Origin of the sequence: Hoyosella subflava DQS3-9A1 (assembly GCF_000214175.1) — a bacterium.
GTDB classification, from domain to species: Bacteria; Actinomycetota; Actinomycetes; order Mycobacteriales; family Mycobacteriaceae; genus Hoyosella; species Hoyosella subflava.
This window is the reverse complement of record NC_015564.1, coordinates 2,337,988-2,355,739: the sequence shown is the minus strand read 5'-3', so window position 1 is coordinate 2,355,739 and position 17,752 is coordinate 2,337,988. Positions and strand designations below refer to the sequence as shown.

The 17,752-nt window shown below is 63.2% G+C and carries 18 protein-coding genes and 2 pseudogenes; 8 read left to right on the top strand and 12 right to left on the bottom strand.

Annotated elements, in window-relative coordinates; genetic code table 11:
- Nucleotides 1-24: 24 nt before the first annotated feature.
- The 3 genes from AS9A_RS11040 to AS9A_RS11030 form a co-directional block, all read right to left on the bottom strand.
- Nucleotides 25-558: a hypothetical protein gene (locus AS9A_RS11040; RefSeq protein ID WP_013807085.1), complete on the bottom strand. Its 534-nt coding sequence runs from the start codon at nt 556-558 to the stop codon at nt 25-27.
- A 150-nt stretch (nt 559-708) separates the two neighbouring features.
- Nucleotides 709-924, bottom strand: coding sequence for a hypothetical protein (locus AS9A_RS11035; RefSeq protein ID WP_013807083.1), 216 nt, complete (start codon nt 922-924; stop codon nt 709-711).
- Nucleotides 925-1,128: 204 nt separating this feature from the next.
- The gene (locus AS9A_RS11030) at nt 1,129-1,551 is read right to left on the bottom strand and encodes a dihydrofolate reductase family protein (protein ID WP_013807082.1); all 423 of its coding nucleotides are present in this window, start codon (nt 1,549-1,551) and stop codon (nt 1,129-1,131) included.
- A gap of 44 nt (nt 1,552-1,595) precedes the next feature.
- Here AS9A_RS11030 and AS9A_RS11025 point away from each other — a divergent pair, with 44 nt between their 5' ends.
- The gene (locus AS9A_RS11025; RefSeq protein ID WP_237707912.1) at nt 1,596-2,255 is read left to right on the top strand and encodes a class I SAM-dependent methyltransferase; all 660 of its coding nucleotides are present in this window, start codon (nt 1,596-1,598) and stop codon (nt 2,253-2,255) included.
- Between the two features lie 462 nt (nt 2,256-2,717).
- Nucleotides 2,718-3,425, top strand: a pseudogene (locus tag AS9A_RS11020) (alpha/beta hydrolase); the annotation flags it as partial.
- 39 nt (nt 3,426-3,464) lie between these two features.
- Here the strand turns inward: AS9A_RS11020 and AS9A_RS11015 are convergent.
- Nucleotides 3,465-3,953: a winged helix-turn-helix transcriptional regulator gene (locus AS9A_RS11015; RefSeq protein ID WP_013807078.1), complete on the bottom strand. Its 489-nt coding sequence runs from the start codon at nt 3,951-3,953 to the stop codon at nt 3,465-3,467.
- 85 nt (nt 3,954-4,038) lie between these two features.
- Here AS9A_RS11015 and AS9A_RS11010 point away from each other — a divergent pair, with 85 nt between their 5' ends.
- Complete coding sequence (locus tag AS9A_RS11010; protein ID WP_013807077.1) at nt 4,039-5,004, top strand: NADP-dependent oxidoreductase; 966 nt, start codon at nt 4,039-4,041, stop codon at nt 5,002-5,004.
- Between the two features lie 252 nt (nt 5,005-5,256).
- Here the strand turns inward: AS9A_RS11010 and AS9A_RS11005 are convergent, their stop codons facing one another.
- On the bottom strand, nt 5,257-5,835 hold the full coding sequence (locus AS9A_RS11005) for a TetR/AcrR family transcriptional regulator (protein WP_158307357.1): 579 nt from the start codon (nt 5,833-5,835) through the stop codon (nt 5,257-5,259).
- A gap of 57 nt (nt 5,836-5,892) precedes the next feature.
- The gene (locus AS9A_RS24110; RefSeq protein WP_013807075.1) at nt 5,893-6,030 is read right to left on the bottom strand and encodes a hypothetical protein; all 138 of its coding nucleotides are present in this window, start codon (nt 6,028-6,030) and stop codon (nt 5,893-5,895) included.
- Nucleotides 6,031-6,098: 68 nt separating this feature from the next.
- On the opposite strand from AS9A_RS24110, the pseudogene AS9A_RS24630 reads away from it, so the two are divergent.
- The 4 genes and pseudogenes from AS9A_RS24630 to AS9A_RS10985 form a co-directional block, all read left to right on the top strand.
- Nucleotides 6,099-7,181, top strand: a pseudogene (locus AS9A_RS24630) (flavin-containing monooxygenase); the annotation flags it as partial.
- Between the two features lie 234 nt (nt 7,182-7,415).
- Nucleotides 7,416-8,216: an SDR family NAD(P)-dependent oxidoreductase gene (locus tag AS9A_RS24625; RefSeq protein ID WP_041451823.1), complete on the top strand. Its 801-nt coding sequence runs from the start codon at nt 7,416-7,418 to the stop codon at nt 8,214-8,216.
- On the top strand, nt 8,213-8,959 hold the full coding sequence (locus tag AS9A_RS10990) for an acetoacetate decarboxylase family protein (protein WP_013807073.1): 747 nt from the start codon (nt 8,213-8,215) through the stop codon (nt 8,957-8,959). The genes AS9A_RS24625 and AS9A_RS10990 overlap by 4 nt, the downstream gene beginning before the upstream one ends.
- Complete coding sequence (locus tag AS9A_RS10985) at nt 8,959-10,164, top strand: NADH:flavin oxidoreductase/NADH oxidase family protein (protein WP_013807072.1); 1,206 nt, start codon at nt 8,959-8,961, stop codon at nt 10,162-10,164. Before AS9A_RS10990 ends, AS9A_RS10985 begins: the two co-directional genes overlap by 1 nt.
- A 208-nt stretch (nt 10,165-10,372) precedes the next feature.
- Here the strand turns inward: AS9A_RS10985 and AS9A_RS10975 are convergent, their stop codons facing one another.
- The 3 genes from AS9A_RS10975 to AS9A_RS10965 form a co-directional block, all read right to left on the bottom strand.
- Entirely contained in the window at nt 10,373-11,725 is a 1,353-nt protein-coding gene (locus AS9A_RS10975; protein ID WP_013807070.1) for an FAD-dependent oxidoreductase, read from the bottom strand.
- A 261-nt stretch (nt 11,726-11,986) separates the two neighbouring features.
- Complete coding sequence (locus AS9A_RS10970; RefSeq protein WP_013807068.1) at nt 11,987-12,379, bottom strand: hypothetical protein; 393 nt, start codon at nt 12,377-12,379, stop codon at nt 11,987-11,989.
- Nucleotides 12,380-12,601: 222 nt separating this feature from the next.
- Nucleotides 12,602-13,066, bottom strand: coding sequence for a winged helix-turn-helix transcriptional regulator (locus tag AS9A_RS10965; RefSeq protein ID WP_013807066.1), 465 nt, complete (start codon nt 13,064-13,066; stop codon nt 12,602-12,604).
- A gap of 46 nt (nt 13,067-13,112) precedes the next feature.
- Here AS9A_RS10965 and AS9A_RS10960 point away from each other — a divergent pair, with 46 nt between their 5' ends.
- Complete coding sequence (locus tag AS9A_RS10960) at nt 13,113-13,520, top strand: PaaI family thioesterase (RefSeq protein ID WP_041451032.1); 408 nt, start codon at nt 13,113-13,115, stop codon at nt 13,518-13,520.
- Nucleotides 13,521-13,866: 346 nt separating this feature from the next.
- Here AS9A_RS10960 and AS9A_RS10955 read toward each other — a convergent pair whose 3' ends face one another.
- Genes AS9A_RS10955 through AS9A_RS10945 form a run of 3 tightly spaced genes read right to left on the bottom strand, consistent with a single transcriptional unit; the run spans nt 13,867 to nt 17,751 of the window.
- Nucleotides 13,867-14,709 (bottom strand): SDR family oxidoreductase, encoded by an 843-nt coding sequence (locus tag AS9A_RS10955; protein ID WP_013807064.1) that lies wholly within the window; start codon nt 14,707-14,709, stop codon nt 13,867-13,869.
- Nucleotides 14,710-14,749: 40 nt separating this feature from the next.
- Complete coding sequence (locus tag AS9A_RS10950) at nt 14,750-16,171, bottom strand: aldehyde dehydrogenase family protein (protein ID WP_013807063.1); 1,422 nt, start codon at nt 16,169-16,171, stop codon at nt 14,750-14,752.
- 35 nt (nt 16,172-16,206) lie between these two features.
- Nucleotides 16,207-17,751 (bottom strand): acyl-CoA synthetase, encoded by a 1,545-nt coding sequence (locus AS9A_RS10945; protein WP_013807062.1) that lies wholly within the window; start codon nt 17,749-17,751, stop codon nt 16,207-16,209.
- Nucleotide 17,752: the final 1 nt, after the last annotated feature.

The following is a 17,752-nucleotide window of genomic DNA, read 5'->3' as shown; positions in this document are numbered from 1 at the left end:
GCGTACCTGGAGCTAAGCCGTTGCTTATTCCGCGCTGCCGCTGAACAGGAGAGCCACAAGGTCCGGCACAGCGGGTTCCGGAGGTGTCGGAGCCCCGCCAGGAATGGTGACAACTCGCGATGCTTCCTCGACAGTGAACGCGGTGGCGGGGAACAGTTGCAGTGTTTCTTCGATACCCGGGTAGTCGGATACCCACATGGCAGGGTCGGTGTCGTCGCTTGAGCACGTGGCGAGCACGACGTACGTGCCGTCCGGCACGTCGCTTACCGTTTGTGTAGCGCCGCCCGGCTGAACTTCACCGGCAGCGTAAAGCGTCTGACCGTCGCGAAGAACTTCTTCCACCGGCGGCAGGACGCCCTCTGGCGCGGGCGCAAGGGAAGTGGCGCACTGAAGCACTGAACCTGAGTTGTTGGTGATGGTATTGGTGACGTTCGATCCGCTCACCGCGTATGCGTAGCTGACATCGGTGGGCTCGGCTGCTGCGGCAAAGCCGGGGGACGCCAAAGCGAGCGGAAATGCCGCTGCGGCAACGAATACGGTACGAGCGATCGGTCGCATCAAGTGTCCATTTCGATTCGAAGTGTCAGACGATGCTCGTCAGCTTCCCACACAATGCCCTCATGGTGGCGTGATGGTGGCGTGACTGAGGATGTCACGTCCCCATGAAGGAGTAAGGGCGTATCGACAACGGATCACTGACTCATCACACTAGTACGCGACCCAGTAACCGTCGCTGCACTGCCACTTGGTTCCCAGCGGCCCCGTGTGGACGTACCCGCTCGGATACACATTGGTGCCAATTCTGCATGTCTCGGTAAAAGATTGGGGTCTCGCGAGAGCTTCACCTGCCGCAGTGCTGAGCAGCGCACTCGCGGAGAGGGCTCCGGCGAGCGCCGCCATCCCGATCGCCTTTCGTGTGAACATGGTCGCCTCCTCGTGTGTGGATCCCGTACGTAACCCGGTGTTGTAACCGTGCTCCCGGGCAACCAGGTACCCAAGGTGTTACATGCTGACCCCAAGGGGGCGATAGTTCACACCGAGGGTCGCTAGCGCAAGCTCGAAGGGGCAGAGCGCACAGGATCTCACTCGGCTCCTGAACTCGGCAGGGGAGCGCTGAGGGGGCGGCGGTTACCGCTCCCGGACCGCGTAGGTCAGGTGGGTCACCCGCTGCGTCGGCTCCGCGCGGACCGGCTCCAGAGCCACGCGGCCCGCGTCGACGCCCTCGAACAGGCGGACTCCGGAGCCAAACAGCATGGGTGAGAACGCGATTGAGAAATCGTCGATAAGGCCGGCGTTGACGTACTCCAGTATCGTTGCGCCGCCACCCGCGATGCGGACGTCTCGATCACCCGCGGCCTCGCGGGCCTTGTCGAGCGCGGCCTCGATGCCGTCGTTGACGAAGTAAAAGGTGGTCCCGCCCGGCCGCTTCCAGGGGTCACGCTTCTCCCTGTTCGCGGATTCAAAGGGCCGTATGTCGACGGCGCTCGAAACTGGACAGTAACGGCGCCCTGCGCCGCGCCCAGGAACTCGAAGATGATGCCGCCGACGCACTCGAATCAGTCGGTTAAGACCCTATCGCCCATGATGAGGAGATAATGGGAACCGTGGATGACCACGATTTCCTCACGGGGACACGCACCGGCTACGACCGCACTGCAGGCCGATACGCCGAGCGCTTCCACACTCACCTCGATGACAAACCCCTGGATCGCGCGATGCTCGGCGCTTTTGCTGAACTCGTTGCAGCGACGGAAAACAAGCAGGTCATCGACGTCGGCTGCGGCACTGGGGCGACCACGAAGATCCTCCATGACCACGGAGTCGAGGCATTCGGCATTGACCTGTCACCCAAAATGATCGACCATGCTCAACGCCTCAATCCGGACCTCATCTTCGAGGTCGGATCGATGACCAGCCTCGACATTCCCGACGCCAGCGTCGGCGGCGTTTGCGCTTGGTATTCGATCATCCACATCCCCGATGGACACCTGGATCGCGTGTTCGACGAGTTCGTTCGCGTCCTGGCCCCCGGTGGCATGGCTCTATTGGCGTTCCAAGTCGGAGACCAGCCCCGAGTTCTCCAGGAGGCATTCGGCCAGCAGATCGAATTGACGTTTTTCCGCCGCCAGCCCGACGATATCAGTCGCAGGCTTGAGCGGACTGGCCTGCGCAGGTATGCCGAACTCGTCCGCGAACCCGCAAACGACGGGTTCGAGTCCACCCCGCAGGCCTACCTAATCGCCCAAAAGTCGTGACGGCCAGGAAGTTCGATCAGCCAGAAGCGAAGATGCCGTATGAGTACCGATGTCGCCCATCGTAGGGGCCAGCGGATCTTGCTGATGCCGCCGACGTAGATGGTTGTCCATCCGGGCACGGGACGTGGAGCAGAGCGCGGCGATCGCCGCCGAAGGATGTACAGGCTTTCCGAAGGTTAACGGAGGGGCCGGTAAATCTTCAACGGCAAATAACTGCAGTGCCGCCGGGGGAGAGGGCACCCAGATGAACTTCGGTTCATTGAAGCCCACTCGCCGGTAGAGCACGGCGACGGCGGACTCTGTGGAGGGTCGGTCGGCAGGCTTCGTGGATAGACCGTGAGCCGGCCATTCGTCCCGCACGCCAGACACAGTGGCCAAGGTGTGAGAATCGGAGACTCTGGTGGATAGGGTGGTGTACGAAACCGCTGATGAGATCGGCATGACGGTGCCGACGGCAACAGTCCAGCCCTGGTCTACCTGCATGGCGGCGGTTTCGTCCTGGGAACCCTGGACGGAGCCGACGATGTGTGCCGTGCGATCGCTGCCGGGTCCGGCTGGACAGTCGTGTCCCTGGACTACCGTCTAGCTCCCGAGAACCCGTACCCGGCAGCGCTTGAAGACTGCCTCGATGCCTACGCGTGGCTTTTACGCACAGCGCCGAAGTACGGCATCGATCCGAACCGTATCGCGGTCGGGGGCGACGCCGCGGGTGGCAATCTTGCCGCCGCCCTGTGTCTGAGCCGACGGGACGAAGACCGCCCCCTCCCTGTGACTCAGGTGCTCGCTTACCCCGCAGTCGACGGGACGTTCACCGCGCCATCATGGTCGGAGTTCGCCGACTCGCCGTTCTTGGGCGCCGCGGATGCGCGCTGGCTCTGGGATCAATACGTTGGCCGAGGATGCCGAGTGGACGACCACCTCGCGGCACCCATGCGTGCCCAGTCACTTCGCGGCCTGCCGCCTGCGCTGATTCTGACCGCTGAGGTCGATCCGATCCGCGACGACGCCGAAGCGTACGCGGCGCGGCTGCGCCACGACGGCGTATCCGTCTCGCTGATCAGGTATACCGGCGTCTTTCACGGATTCTTCACGGAGGTAAATGTATTCGCGCAGGCGAGGCGAGCCATTGACGAGGTTTGCCGGCACCTGCGTGATTTTGCGCGCGTATAAGCTCCGCTCCGTCCCGGATAGGTTCCGGGGCCGCCCCTCTCACGTCTTCGCGCGGTCCGGCCTGCTGCGGTCGCCGTCCTCGGTCAGCAGGCCCGGTCCCGGCGCCAGCTCAATATCGCGTGCGGTGAGACCGCTTCCGCAGCAATCGCATTCGAGCCGCACGTGCGCTTCGCCGGAGCAACCGCGGTGCTGGTAGTGCACGGGCGGACCCTCCGGCGCCATGTAGACGTCGCCCCAGTCCTTGATCGCCATGAGAATCGGGTAGAGGTCGTGTCCCTTCTCGGTGAGTCGGTACTCCTCATGAGCGCTGCCGGGAGTCTTCTGCTTGGCCAGGATCGCGTGGTCGACCAGCCTGTCGAGGCGGTCCTGCAGCCGACTACGAGACACACCGAGCGCGCGCTGGAACTCGTTGAATCGCCGGATGCCGGTGAACGATGTTTTCAGCACCAGCAGCGTCCAGCGGTCGCCGAGGATCACCAGCGGGCGGGTGATCGAGCACGGGAAGTCGGCGAGATCGTCATAGCGCATGCATCGATCTTACCCCGGTTAGTTTCAAAACGAGACTAGTGCTAGCGTCAGTCTCAAAACGAGACTAAGGGAAGAAGAGGACACGATGGAAGCGGTCTACTTCGAGCGGCACGGGGGACCAGAGGTCCTGCGCTACGGGCAGCGGCCCACTCCTCGGCCAGGGCCGAACCAGGTCCTCATTGAGGTGCACGCGGTCGGCGTCAACCCACGTGACTGGATGCTGCGGCAAGGAACCTACGTCGGCCGATACCTAGTAGGCCGCCCACCGATCATCCCCGGAAGCGACGTATCCGGCGTGGTCGTCGAGGTAGGGGCTAAGGTCGAGGACTTCGCGGTCGGCGATGAAGTCTTCTCTATGCAAAGCCAACTCGGCCACATGGGCGGTTACGCACAGTACATGGCGGTCAATGCCTCGTGCGTGGCGCTGAAGCCACCGGCGATCAGCCATATCGAAGCAGCTGCAGTGCCGGTGGCGGGACTCACCGCCTGGCAGAGCCTATTTGGTATAGCCCGCATCTCGGCGGGCTCCAAAGTCGTTGTGGTGGGCGCGTCCGGCGGGGTGGGGCACTACGCGGTCCAGCTCGCCAGCCATGCCGGAGCACACGTCACCGCCGTGTGCAGCGCAGCCAACGCCGAGTTCGTCCGCGGCCTCGGAGCAGCTGCGGTCGTTGATTACACCGAGGAGCGGTTCACCGACGTCGTCAGTGGCCAAGACCTTGTCTTCGACACCCTCGGCAGGGAGAGCCTGGACAGCTGCCGCAATGTACTGGCCCGCGACGGGCTCTACATCACGACGGTGCCCAACCTCGCCACCTTCGCGCGATGGGCGCAGACCAGCCTGCGCTCCCGCGTCCTCGGCGGCCAACGCGCATCGGTTATTGCAGTGAAGGCTCGAGGCCAGGAGTTGAGCGCCCTCGCCGAGCTCATGGCGCAAGGCCATATCCGATCCGTGGTCGACAGTGTCTACCCCCTAGCCGAGGCGGCCGAGGCGCACCGTAAGAGCCGAACCTTCCGCACCCGCGGCAAACTCGTGCTGCAAGTCCGCGACTAGCGGCGCAGCGCAATGCTCTCAGAGGGCCACGCGTCTGAACCTGCTCGGGTGTGAACTTGCGTGGGCCTCAATTGGGCGCTGCGGTTCTCCGCATGTGCAGAAGAATGCACGTCAGTTTTGGAGAAAGAGATGCGTTTCTCTGCACAAGTGCGAGCACATTCGAATCAGGAGCGGGGCAACCGGCTGACTGGCTCGCGCGTCTTGGTGCATCGAGTGGCTGACTGATCTTTTGAAAGCGTGGCGATGGGGTCGTCAAACTTGCTGGTCGTGGCTGAGGACCCGTGCCGCCATTGAGGCCGTGAACGATGCGATTCGTTCTGGCGGAAAGTCGTCCGGTTCCTCGAGCGCGATGCGGCCCGCATCGAGAAGCAGGGCCAGTAGAGCCTTTGCCAACATTTCGACGTCGGTGTTTGGTGGCATCGACGCGCGTGCGATCTGCTCGAAGATGTCGGTGATCAGTTTCTGCCCGCGCTGCAACCGCTTGCGGAACGCAGGCGGGTACCCGGCTGGCAGCAGAATCGCCCGCCAACGTTTCGGTTCAGCGAGAACCGCACGGAGATAGGCCCGGATCATCTCGGCGATGTTCTCTGGGGTCGGAATCTGACCGACCGATTCGAACACTTCGGTCAACTGGGCAAGTGCGCGGGCTTCTTCGCGTTTAAGAACCGTCCGGAGGATGTCGTTACTGTCAGTGAACTGGCTGTGAATCACGGGCCGGGTCACGCCGATCGCTTTGGCGAGACCATCGACGGTCACCCGTCCCACGCCGTGCTCGACGATGACATCGAGAGCGGCATCGAGGATCTGCTCGCGTCGCTCTTCAGGTGCCATGCGGGGAGCGTAAGGCCGCTTCTTTGAGCCGCTCCGGGTGGCGCCTGATGTCATTTGTCACTCCTTCATCTGCGCTCGCAGGCAAGTCATCTCGTCTTCTAGCTCCGCGTAGGGCTGTTCTGCCAGCTTATCGAGCAACGGGAGTTTGCTGCGCGCCTGCACGGTAGTCATCAGTCCCCAATCAGGTCTTGACATATCGACGCCTGGCAACCAATATACAGGACTGCAGCTACATTGGTGTAGCAATTTAGAAGGAGCAATCGATGCGCGAACGTCGGTACTGCGTTATCGGTGCCGGATACGCCGGCCTCGGAATTGCGAAGGCGTTCGTCGACGCCGGGCTCGACTACGACCACTTCGAAGCGACGGACCACGTCGGCGGCAACTGGGCTCACGGCGTTTACGACTCAACGACGATGATCAGCTCGAAGCAGGCCTCGGCGTACTCGGATTACTCGATGCCCGACGACTATCCGATGTTCTGCTCGGCCGCGCAGATGCGCGCCTACCTGCAGGATTACGCCGACCATTTCGGCGTCACCCCGCGCATCACGTTCAACACCGAAGTCACCGAGGTCACCCCGATCGATGCCACGGGTATGGCGGGTTGGGCAGTGCGCCTTTCTTCCGGCGAAGTACGGCAGTACGCCGCCGTCGTGGTCGCGAACGGGCATTACTGGGCGCTCAACATCCCGACGTATCCGGGTCAGTTCACGGGAAAGCAGATCCATTCCAAGCAGTACCGGAACCCCTCCGATGTCGAGGGCAGGCGGGTGCTGGTTGTCGGCGCGGGCAATTCCGGGTGCGATTTGGCGGTTGAATCCGCAAACGCGTTCGGCTCCGCGGATCTGTCCATGCGCACCGGCTACTGGTTCATCCCCAAGACGATGTGGGGCGTCCCGGTCTCCGCTTTGGACCAGATCTGGGCGCCGCGATCTGTTCAGAAAGCTGTCTTCAAGGCCGGGCTCATGCTGACCTTCGGTCCGTATCAGCGCTACGGTCTGCCCAAGCCCGGCCATGACTTGTTCGACAAAGACGTCACCGTCAACAGCACGATGCCGTACGCGGTTCTCCACGGGAAGGTGAAGCCCCGGCCGGAGATCAAACGGTTCGACGGTCAGGCTGTGCACTTCGTCGACGGCTCGACCGGCGAATACGACACGATCCTCTGGGCCACCGGATTCCGGACCGCTTTCCCGTTCCTCCAGCCTGACCTGCTCGAGTGGGAAAACGGTCAGCCCGGGCTGTTCGCGCACGTCGTACCACCAAAGCTCGCGAACCTTTACTTCTTCGGAAACGTCGCGCCGCGAGCCGGCGCCGGCAAGCTCATCACCGAGGGAGCTCGGCTCATCACCAAAATCGCGCTGATTCAGGGCGAGGTTCCGGTTCCGTTGTCGAACCTGCTCGCGAAGATCCGCAAGCCACAGTCGACGATGCTCGCGGGACAATCCGAGATCCTCCTCGACGTTGCCGTGCTTCGCCGCCTCATCAACACCTACGTGAGTGTCGACCGGATCTCACGTGGGCTTCCCAGCCAGGCGGTCCCCGTACTTCCACGAAATCCTTTGACGGAGGAAAAGATGTCTCTGCCCAAGCCCAATCCCGCCCGGCCTGCCGTGGTCACCGGCGCATCCTCGGGAATCGGCGCAGCCCTCGCCGAGAACCTCGCGGCACGTGGCTACTCGCTGATCCTTGTGGCACGCCGCAAACAGCGCCTCGCCGAGCTCGCCGCGCGCCTGGTCACCGACCACGGCGTCAACGTCGAAGTGATGTCATGCGACCTGTCCGATGCCGAATCGCGCGCGAAGCTCGCTGCCGAACTTGCCAGTCGGGAGATCGCGATTCTCTGCAACAACGCAGGCTCGGCCACCTATGGGCCACTCGTTGATCTGGACGCCGATGCCGAACGCAATCAGGTGTCGCTCAATGTCAACGCCGTCCACGATCTCACCGTCGCCGTTCTTCCGGGGATGATCGCGCGTCGCAGCGGGGCCATCCTCATCACCGGATCGACGGCCGGAAATCAGCCGAGCCCCAACAACGCGACCTACTCCGCGAGCAAGGCGTTCGCGAACATGTTCGCCGAATCGCTGCATGGTGAACTCGCCGGTACCGGAGTGACCTGCTCACTGCTCGCGCCCGGACCCGTGCACACCGAGTTCGCCGAAGCCGCCAGCATCCCGTCGCTCGAAAAAATGCTTCCCGATTTCCTCTGGGTCGATGCTGAGGAGGCGGCCAAGACCGCAATCGACGGACTCGCCGACGGCAGGCGCCGCATTGTGCCCGGGTTGTTCGCCAAGGCTCAGACCGTCGGCGCGGCTCTCACACCCAGCAGTGTGTCGAACCCGATCCTGCGCATGGTCTACGGACGGCTGTCGTGAACACGATCGACGGACTGAAACATGCAATCGGGATAGCGGCACTACCGGATCGTGGATACATCTACCGCGATGCGCACTATCTGACCGCGGTTGTCGAGATCGACTCCGACAAGATGCAACCGTGGCTGCCTGCGGGCGTCACCCTTACAGGTCCGGCCACGGCAGACCTGTTTTGCGCCTGGTTCCCCGATTGCAACTACGGCTCGGTGTATCACGAGGCGGGCCTTCTCGTGCACATCAAGACCGGTATCGGTCCGTTCGCCACGATGGGTGTCCACTGTCCGTGGATGATCCTCGACGACGACGCCGCGCTCATCCTCGGACGTGAGGTGCTCGGTTACCCGAAGAAACTCGGCGCCATCGACTGGTCGATCGAGGGTGACGCGATCAATGCGACGGCCACGCGCCGAGGAGCGACCCTCATCGAGATGCGCGGCGCCCTCGGCGACGTCATCGACGACGCACCACCGATTCTCGGCCGTCCGCACCGCAACGTTGTGGGCAGCGTCCTTCCGTACCTCGTCGCGTTCACTCCGGGCGAGCACGTCATCGAAGTTCGACGCGCAAACCTCGACGTCTCGGTAGGCAATTCCGAGCGCGATCCGCTGCAGGACATGGGAGTTGGGCAAGTCATCGAATCCCGCTTACATCGGGTCAACCTCTCCGCGGGGTCGCCGCCCGTACCTATCCGGCCGGTTCTGCCGACCTTCACCACATCCCGCCTCAACGGAAGAATCTTCTGATGCCAGTCACCATCGCCAGCCCGCTCACGCTGCCGTGCGGAGTCACGCTCAACAACCGCCTCGCCAAAGCGGCCATGAGCGAGCAGATCGCGCAGGCCAACGGCGCACCCTCGGAGAAGCTCATCCGCCTCTACGCGAATTGGGGCCGCGGCGGCGCCGGCATGCTGCTGACCGGCAACGTCATGATCGACCACAACGCGCTGGTCGAGCCCCGCAACGCGATTCTCGAAGACGACAAGCACCTCGAACACATCTCCCGTTGGGCTCGGGCTGGAAAAGCTCACGGTGCGGCCATGATCATGCAGATCAACCACCCAGGACGAGTTCCGGTCCTGCCGCTGTTGCGTCAGCCGGTCGGACCGTCGGCGATTCGTCCCGGTCAACTCGGCTACAACCTGCGCAAGCCGCGCGCGCTGTCGGAGACGGAAGTCAAAGACCTGATCGCGCGGTACGCGCGCACCGCGAAGCTTGCCGTGGACACAGGATTCGACGGCGTTCAAGTCCATGCCGCCCACGGCTACCTGCTCTCGCAGTTCCTCAGCCCGAAAGCGAACAATCGCGACGACGAGTACGGGGGCGATCCGAAACGCCGGATGGCCCTGCTCCTCGAAGTGGTCGAGGCCGTCCGTGCGGCGATCGGCTCCGCCAAGGTCCTGGCAGTCAAGCTCAACTCGGCGGACTTCGAGAAGGGCGGTTTCACAACAGAAGAATCGGTCGATGTTGCTCTGGCTCTCGAGGCCGCAGGAATCGACCTTCTGGAGATTTCCGGCGGCAACTACGAGGCACCAGCGATGACCGGCATCGTCAAAAACAGCACGGCCAGCCGGGAAGCGTACTTCTTGTCCTACGCCGAAGGACTGCGTGAGCTCAGCAAGGTTCCTTTGATGCTGACCGGGGGAGTACGCACCGCCGAATTCATGAACGAAGTGCTCGGTTCGGGAGCAGTAGACGTCATCGGCCTCGGACGACCGATGGCGATTCACGCTGATTACCCAGACAGATTGCTTGCCGGTACCGCGCCGGAAAGGTTGCCCGCCGCACCGCGCGCAGATTTCGGTCCGCTCGACGCCTGGATGCAGCTCGCCTGGCACGCCGCCAACTTCGAACGCATCGCCAACGGTTCGCAGAAGCCCGTTACCCCTGGCCTGATCAGGGGGCTGACCAAGGCGACCGTGACGATCTCCCGAAAGGCCCTGACCCAGTGATCTTCGACCTCGCACGGCCGCTGGGTTTCTGGCCGCCGGTACGTCCCGGGTGTGGTTTCACAGACTCGAAGATGGGAGCCGCGGTGTCGATCAATACCAAACCGGCGTCGATGGTCTCGACCAACAGAGTGTGGCAGACCCTCACCGATGGTGGATTCGCTTGCGGCTACTCATAGGCGCCGCCACCGATGCACTCGGTGATGTCCGCTCATGAACGCGTGCCGCTGGGTTGGGGGTATCGGCGGCACAGAGGGGATCGCGGGTGCTGCGCCAACAGTTTCGCGGTGAATGCGGCGAATTCCGCGGTAGCGCGGGTGCTGCGAAGTAGGTCGCCGGGTCCGAGCACGGATCGGGCGATGCCCGGTGCTATGCGCGCGACTCGGGTCGGCGTTGCGGCGGCTCGCAGCGGGCTGACCTTCTTGTTGAAGATGTGAGCGAAGTCCGTGGCCACAGTGGTGTCGCGCGCGGCGAGCCCGAACAGGCCGTCTGCCAGTGCGTCGGGCAGGTGCGGTTCGCCGAGAAGGGAATTGGCCCAGTACATTTGCCAGGCATCTCGATCGCGCCATCGCCACCAGCGGGCCAGCTCGCGATCGAGGTCTGCGCCAGGAGCCAGTCCATGGGTCAGTCGGTCGGCGAGGTATTCGGCCTGCCGGAAGGCGTCGGACTGTCCCTGCCCCAGCGAATAGTCCTTGAAATGTCCCGCATCACCAACCAGTGCCCATCCGGGTCCGGCTGATTCCCGGAAATAGCTGTGCCACTTCTGTAATACACGGATCGGCCCGACACGCGTCGCGCCCTCGACTGCGGCGGCCAGCTCCGGGAACAGGCGCAGCCGCGCATCGAACTGGTTGTAACGGTCTTTGAGGACCCCGAGCGCCTCGTCGGCCGACACGCCAACCGTAGCGAGGAACTGGCCGTCGAGGGGCAGTCCGAGAAACGCCGTTGATCCCGTCTGAGCCCCGCCGACCGCACCGAAGAAAAAGCCGTGCCCGGGGTCGACACCGTCGTAGAACGCCCACAGCGGCACCCGCCCCCCGGGGCGCGTGCAGTATTCCTTCGCCCCGACCGCCCGCGCCACGGTGGACAGCCGACCGTCCGCGCCGATAACGACCCGTGCGCGGATCTGCCCGGAACGGGTCCTCACCCCGCGCACCTGCCCCTTCTCGACGATCGCACCTTCCACCGGACAACCCGCGCGCACGTCGGCGCCAGCACGAGCGGCATGCTCGATCAGGATCGCATCCATTGTCGACCTGCGCATACCCAGCGCCTGACCGTAGACCGCCGGATCCATATCCACCGTGAACTTCTCGTGCGTGCTGGTAACCGTTGCCCGCCGCAGAACATGGGCACCGGCGGCGAGGATCTCGTCAAGCACACCGATCCGCCGCAAGACGTCGACGCCGTTGGACTGGAAAGCGCAGGTCGACAACGCCTCACTGGGAAAGGTCGCCTTGTCTAGCACGCACACCCGCAGGCCTCGTTGCGCGAGTATGGCGCCCAAGGTCGCTCCGGCGCATCGCCCGCCCACGATCGCGACGTCGAATTCGATCTCCGACATTTGTCACCAGCTCCTCTGACTTGGCGGACGCCCGGCCGGAAGCAACGTTCCGAGGTCAGCACCGACCAACTAACTGAGATATACTGTTACACATACTTAGGTGCGGTGCAATGCCTCGGTCGGCAGGCCAGATCGGCGCTCATCGCCGGATCGCCACCGAGTTCGGGGCACGTCCCGCGCCCCTCCTGTCGACACCCCGGCAAGAATCCGAAACCAACCCCTGATTTGATTTGAGTTACACCGTGTCGACGATGCTTCCACTCACCCCGAACGCCGTTGCAGTACTACGCGAGTGCCGATCTGGGCAGGTGGTCGAAGAGGTCGCCGACGCGGGGGAGCGCCGTCGAGCCTGGTGTCGCCCACGTTCCGCGCCACTGCCATCGGGCTGAGTCTGTCCACGCCTGCCGCGTCGGCATAGCGATTACCGAGCACGAGTCGGGCTAGATCGGAGTGGAAGTGCCGGTAAGCCCATCGCAGTGCGGGCGCGCGCCAACCGGTGGTGTGCAGGCCGTGCACGGTCGGAATGGAGTCGTGCATGGCGACCGTGAGTTTCCGGCCGATGACGTCCATGCCCATTTCCGCGCCCTGGATCATGACCAGCAAACGGACCGTGTCGCGGAGGCCGGTCACCTGCAGTTCGGTCGGAACTCCCATCAGATGGCCCATGTACCGGTAGAGGTGAACCCCTCACCGAATCGCTCCAATCCGCCCGGCAACGCGCACTGGACCATCCAGGTCATCGTCTCGACCAAACGCGGTCCAGCCTTGGTATTGAGTTCACTGCCGCATCGAGGGAAGGAACGTCGACGGCCACATTTTGCTGACCCGGGCAAGGTTCGAATTCGCTGACTCAGCGGCTCCCGGCGAGGTTCGTACTCATCCCGCCCGACGCGCCCCGGGTCCGACGACAGAAACCGTCTCCCGTGCGCTGAGCGCCGGGCCAGCGCCGACGGGCAGCACGACCGCTTCGACCCGACTCCCAGACGACCGTTCGTGCACGAGCAAAGCCGGCTCACCATCCGCGCAGTAGCGATCGCCCCACTGCAGCAACGAGATCAAGACCGGGAACAGATCAAGCCCCTTCTCGGTCAACCGGTACTGCAAGCGAGTGCGCCGGCCATCCTCGCGATACGGCTCTGTCCGCAAGATGTCCGCCGCGACGAGTTTGCGGAGGCGGTCGGCGAGAATCGGTTCCGAGACACCCATATGCCTGCGCATGTCATCGAAGCGGCGTACGCCGTTGAAGGCTTCCCGCAACACAAGAAGCGTCCATTTTTCACCGATTACGTCGAGTGTTCGCTGCACCGAGCAGTTCGAGGTGCTCGTCTCGAGCCATTCCATACTCAGATCCTAGCTAACTGCTGACTTCACAGCTAGCATTTAGGATATGCAACCACACTTGGATCCGAATAACTTCAGCCGCTTCGTCCAGGGGGTGGGACTCACCGTCACGGAGGCGACGGGCAAACGCGTTGCGGGGCACATCGACCTCGGGCCCCACCACCACACCCCCTGGGGGGTGGTCCACGGTGGTGTCTACACCAGCGCCGTGGAAAGCGCCGCAAGCCTCGGCGCAAGCCTCGCTGTCGAGGATCAGCACCAATTCGCTGTCGGCGTGCACAACGCGACCGACTTCCTGCGAGCAGCGAAGTCGGGCCGGGTGGACATCGTCGCCGAACCCCTGCAGCAGGGTCGTGTGCAACAGCTGTGGCTGGTCACCGTGACGGAAACAAACACGGGCAAGGCAGTCGCGCGCGGCCAGGTGCGGCTGCAGAACGTGCCCCTGCCGAGTTGAGCGCCAGGCACTGCATCGAGCGACCATTCGAGGGCCGGTGTTCCCGGCGGATACCCGGCCCCCAGTGCACTTTCGGTGTGCGGCAAAGGACGACATGAGTCAGTGAAGGCCTCCCGGCTGTCCAGTGCTTCTCGTAGTAGTCCGGGCACCATCGCTGGTAGCGAGGGCACAGAAGACCAATCGACAGTTCGCAATGCGTCCTTGAGGACGACCTCCATCCCGGCCATCGCCTGGAGGTAGGTGATCCCTGCGCCCATCACGCCCGGCGCCGAGAACAAGAACCTCCTTGGGTTTGCGAACCGGGAAACCTTCCGGCCGGCTCGCGCCCTTGCTGATCGAATCCGGATCAGGCAGGCGGATCGACGAACAGGTCATATTCCATTTTCGGCCCTCCGCCATACCCAGAGAGGTCGCTCACGCCGGCTGCACGCAGCACATCGACATCGATGTGCGATGCACCGGAGTTTGTGCGCGCGTCCTTCGTGAGAATCACGATCGCGGCGTCAGCCATGATCTGTGGGCTGCGGGACCGGGAAAGTGCGTCATCGCCACCCAGAAGGTTCGCCACGGCTGCGGTGGCAATCATCGATTCCGGCCAGAGTGTGTTGGCCGCAATTCCGGCATCGGCGAATTCTGCCGCCCAACCGAGCGTCAGCAATGACATGCCGTACTTGGCCAGGGTGTAGCCCGGATGCGCACCCAGCCATTTCGGATCGAGGTTCAATGGCGGGGAAAGGCTGAGAATATGCGGGTTGTCGCTCGTACGCAGATGCGGCAGGCACGCCCGGGTGAGCAGGAACGTACCCCGCAACTGAATTTGTTGCATCAGATCGAATCGCTTCACGGCAAGTGATTCGGTTCCCGAAAGATCAAGTGCGCTGGCGTTGTTAACACAAATATCGATGCCGCCGAACCGTTCGACGGCGGCCGCGACGGCCATGTCGACGGACTGCTCGTCGCGTACGTCACCGACAACTGCCAGAGCTTTGCCTCCGGCTGCCTCAATCTCTGCGGCTGCTGTGTGGACGGTGCCGGGCAGCCGCGGGTCCGGCTTGTCGGTCTTTGCCAGGAGTACAACGTTGGCCCCGAGGCGGGCGGCTGCGATTCCAATTGCGAGTCCGATGCCTCGACTTCCGCCGGACATGATCATTGTCTGTTCAGCGAGTGGCTTCCTCCGTGGGAGCGTCATCTTTGTTTCCTTTGGGATCGATACGTTTGATTCGGGCAGCTCAGAACACGCGCCGCAGCAGCCATTTCTTGAATAATGTGTACGGCGGGTACAGCGCATCCGGATCGGGCCAGGTTGCTTTGCGGACAACTGACTTTCGATGGCTGAAGGTTTCGAACCCCCATTTGCCGTGGTAAGTGCCCATACCCGAATTTCCGACCCCACCGAACGGAAGTTCCTGGACGAGTACCTGGAACATCAGGTGGTTGATCACGGTTCCGCCATTGCTCACTTCGTCCAGGACGCGGCGTTGCTCTTTGCGGTTGTCGGTGAACAGGTAGACGGCGAGTGGCTTAGGCCCGCGTTGCACATGTGAGATCGCGGCGTCGAACGAATCGATCGTGACCACTGGAAGGATCGGGCCGAAGATCTCTTCGGTCATCAACGATGAATTCAGCGCGGGGTCCAGCACGACGGAGAGTTCGGCGGCAGCACCGTCGACGTCGACGTTTCCGCCGCGCACGATCCGCCCGCCGGACTTTTTGAGCAGCTGCTCGATTCGTCCCGCATGCCGCGAGTGGACCAACGGCAAAAGCTTCGGCGAATCCTTGAGGAAGGTGTCGAGAGCCTTCTGGAGCTGAGCGAGGAATTCGTCTCGAACACTCGATTCGACAAGCACGTAGTCCGGAGCCACACAGGTCTGGCCGGAATTGAGCATCTTGGTCCAGGCAACGCGACGCGCCGCAGAACGGATGTTGGCATTGGCGGTGACGATCGCCGGGCTCTTCCCACCGAGTTCCAGGGTGACCGGCGTCAAATGTGCTGCGGCGGCAGTCATCACGGCTTTGCCAATTTCTGGGCCGCCCGTGAAGAAGGCGTGATCGAGGCCTTGAGCGAGCAGTGCCTGCGTCTCGTCGGCGGCGCCTTCGACGACCGCGATTGCATCGGCGTCGAGGTACTGGGGGAGCAGTTCAGCCAGAACCGCCGACACTGTCGGGGTGTGTTCGGAGGGTTTGACTATGGCGCAGTTGCCGGCAGCGAGTGAGCCTACGAGCGGTGACAGAGCCAGGAACACGGGGTAGTTCCATGGACCGATGATGAGCGTCACCCCGAGTGGCTCGTATTCGTACCATGCGCGCGCCGGCATCGCCGACAGCGGAACGCCGACGCGCTTGGGGCGCATCCATTTCTCGACGTTCTTGCGGGCGTGGCGGGCCTCTGCCGCCACTGGTGCGAGGTCAGCGAGCCAGGCGTCAGTAGCGGATCGGCCGAGGTCCTTAGCGAGCGCTGCTGCAAAGTCCTTCTCGTGCTCGGCGAGCAGTCGCTCGAGGGCAGCGAGCTGAGAGCGTCGCCAGGTCACACTGCGGGTGCGACCTGAGGCGAACGTGGCACGCAGTCGCTCAACGACGGCCGGAATCGTTTCGGTTGCTGCGTTCGGCATGGCGACGACTTCCGCGGGTATCGGCGAAGATGGCTCGGTCATGGTTGTGGCTCCTTGCAAGATGTGTTGTGCACAGATCAGGCACTGGGCTGCTGTTGAACGGTGTCTCGCAAGCTCCGTTTGAGGATCTTCCCGGCACCGGAGATAGGCAAGGATTCAGCGAAGCTGACCGAACGTGGGACTTTGTATCCGGCGATCAGAGCCCGCGTGTGTTCCTGTAGTTCGTCGGCAGTGACAGTTGTCTGCGGCGCGGGGACGACGACGGCGTGCACACGCTCTCCCCAACGCTCATCAGGTAGGCCGATCACTGCGCAGGCCGCGACGGCGGGGTGCTGAGCGAGTGCATTCTCGACCTCGCTCGAGTAGACGTTCTCACCGCCGGTGATGATCATGTCTTTGAGACGGTCGACGATGTATAGGTAGCCGTCGTCATCGAGGTATCCGGCATCGCCGGTGTGCATCCAGCCGTCCCGCAGTGCTTCCTCAGTTTCCTCGGGCTTCTGCCAATAACCGCGCATGACCTGCGGTCCGCGGACGAGGATCTCGCCCACCGCTCCGCGCGGGGCATCGGTGCCGTCTTCGGCTGCGATGCGGATCTCGGAAGTCGGCGACGTGGCGCCAGCGGACCGTTGTCGCGTCTCGATCGAGTGGTCGGCCGCGGGGAGAATCGTGGCCAGCGCTGACAATTCAGTCATCCCGTAGGCCTGCACGAAATCGACGCCCGGCCAGACCTTCTTCGCGCGTCCGAGGAGGGCCGGTGAGATCGGTGACGCCCCGTACGCGATGGTGCGAAGGTGACTGACATCGAAGGACGGTGCGGAGGGGTGATCAGCAAGCATCTGGATCATCGTCGGCACGAGCAAGGTATCGGTGACCTCATGGGTGCCAATCAGACCGAGAACCTTCTGAGGATCGAACATCGGGACGGCGATGTTCGTTCCGCCGGCGATGCTGGTCATCAGGAAGAACGCGAAGTCAGCCAAATGAAACATCGGGGCGACGTGCAACGACCGTGGCGTTGCCCCATGGCGGAAGAAGTTTCCAGAGGCGAGCCCGCCCAGTGCCGCACTGACCAGGTTGGTGTGACTGAGCATCACGCCCTTCGGGGCGCCCGTGGTTCCTCCCGTATAGAAGACGCCCGCTAGTTCGTCACCTGATCGGCGCGCATCGGCGATCGGGTCGGATTCGGCTATGAGCTGCTCGTAGGAGATCGCGAAATCGGGCGTCGGGCCGTCTCCTGCATGGATCACTGTTGTTAGAGCCGGGTAGATCTGCTGCACCGCTGGCACTGCCGGCGCGAACACGTCGTCGACGATCAGTACTCGTGTCTGGGAGTCCTCGAGTGAGTACGCGATTTCGGCTGGGCTCCAACGGATGTTCACTGGGTTCAGCACTGCGTTTGCCCACGGAACCGCGAAGAGGCTCTCGATGTAGCGGTCAGAATTCAGCGCCAAAACGCCGACGCGGTCGCCATCTTTGATATCGATGCCACGCAGTCCGCTGGCGAGTCGAGACACTCGATCGGAGAGCTCGGCGTAGGTACGAGAACGATCGCCGCAGATAGTGGCAACTCGTCCGGGGGTTGCGGTTGCCCACCGATGCAGGCCTTGGGTCAAGTACACG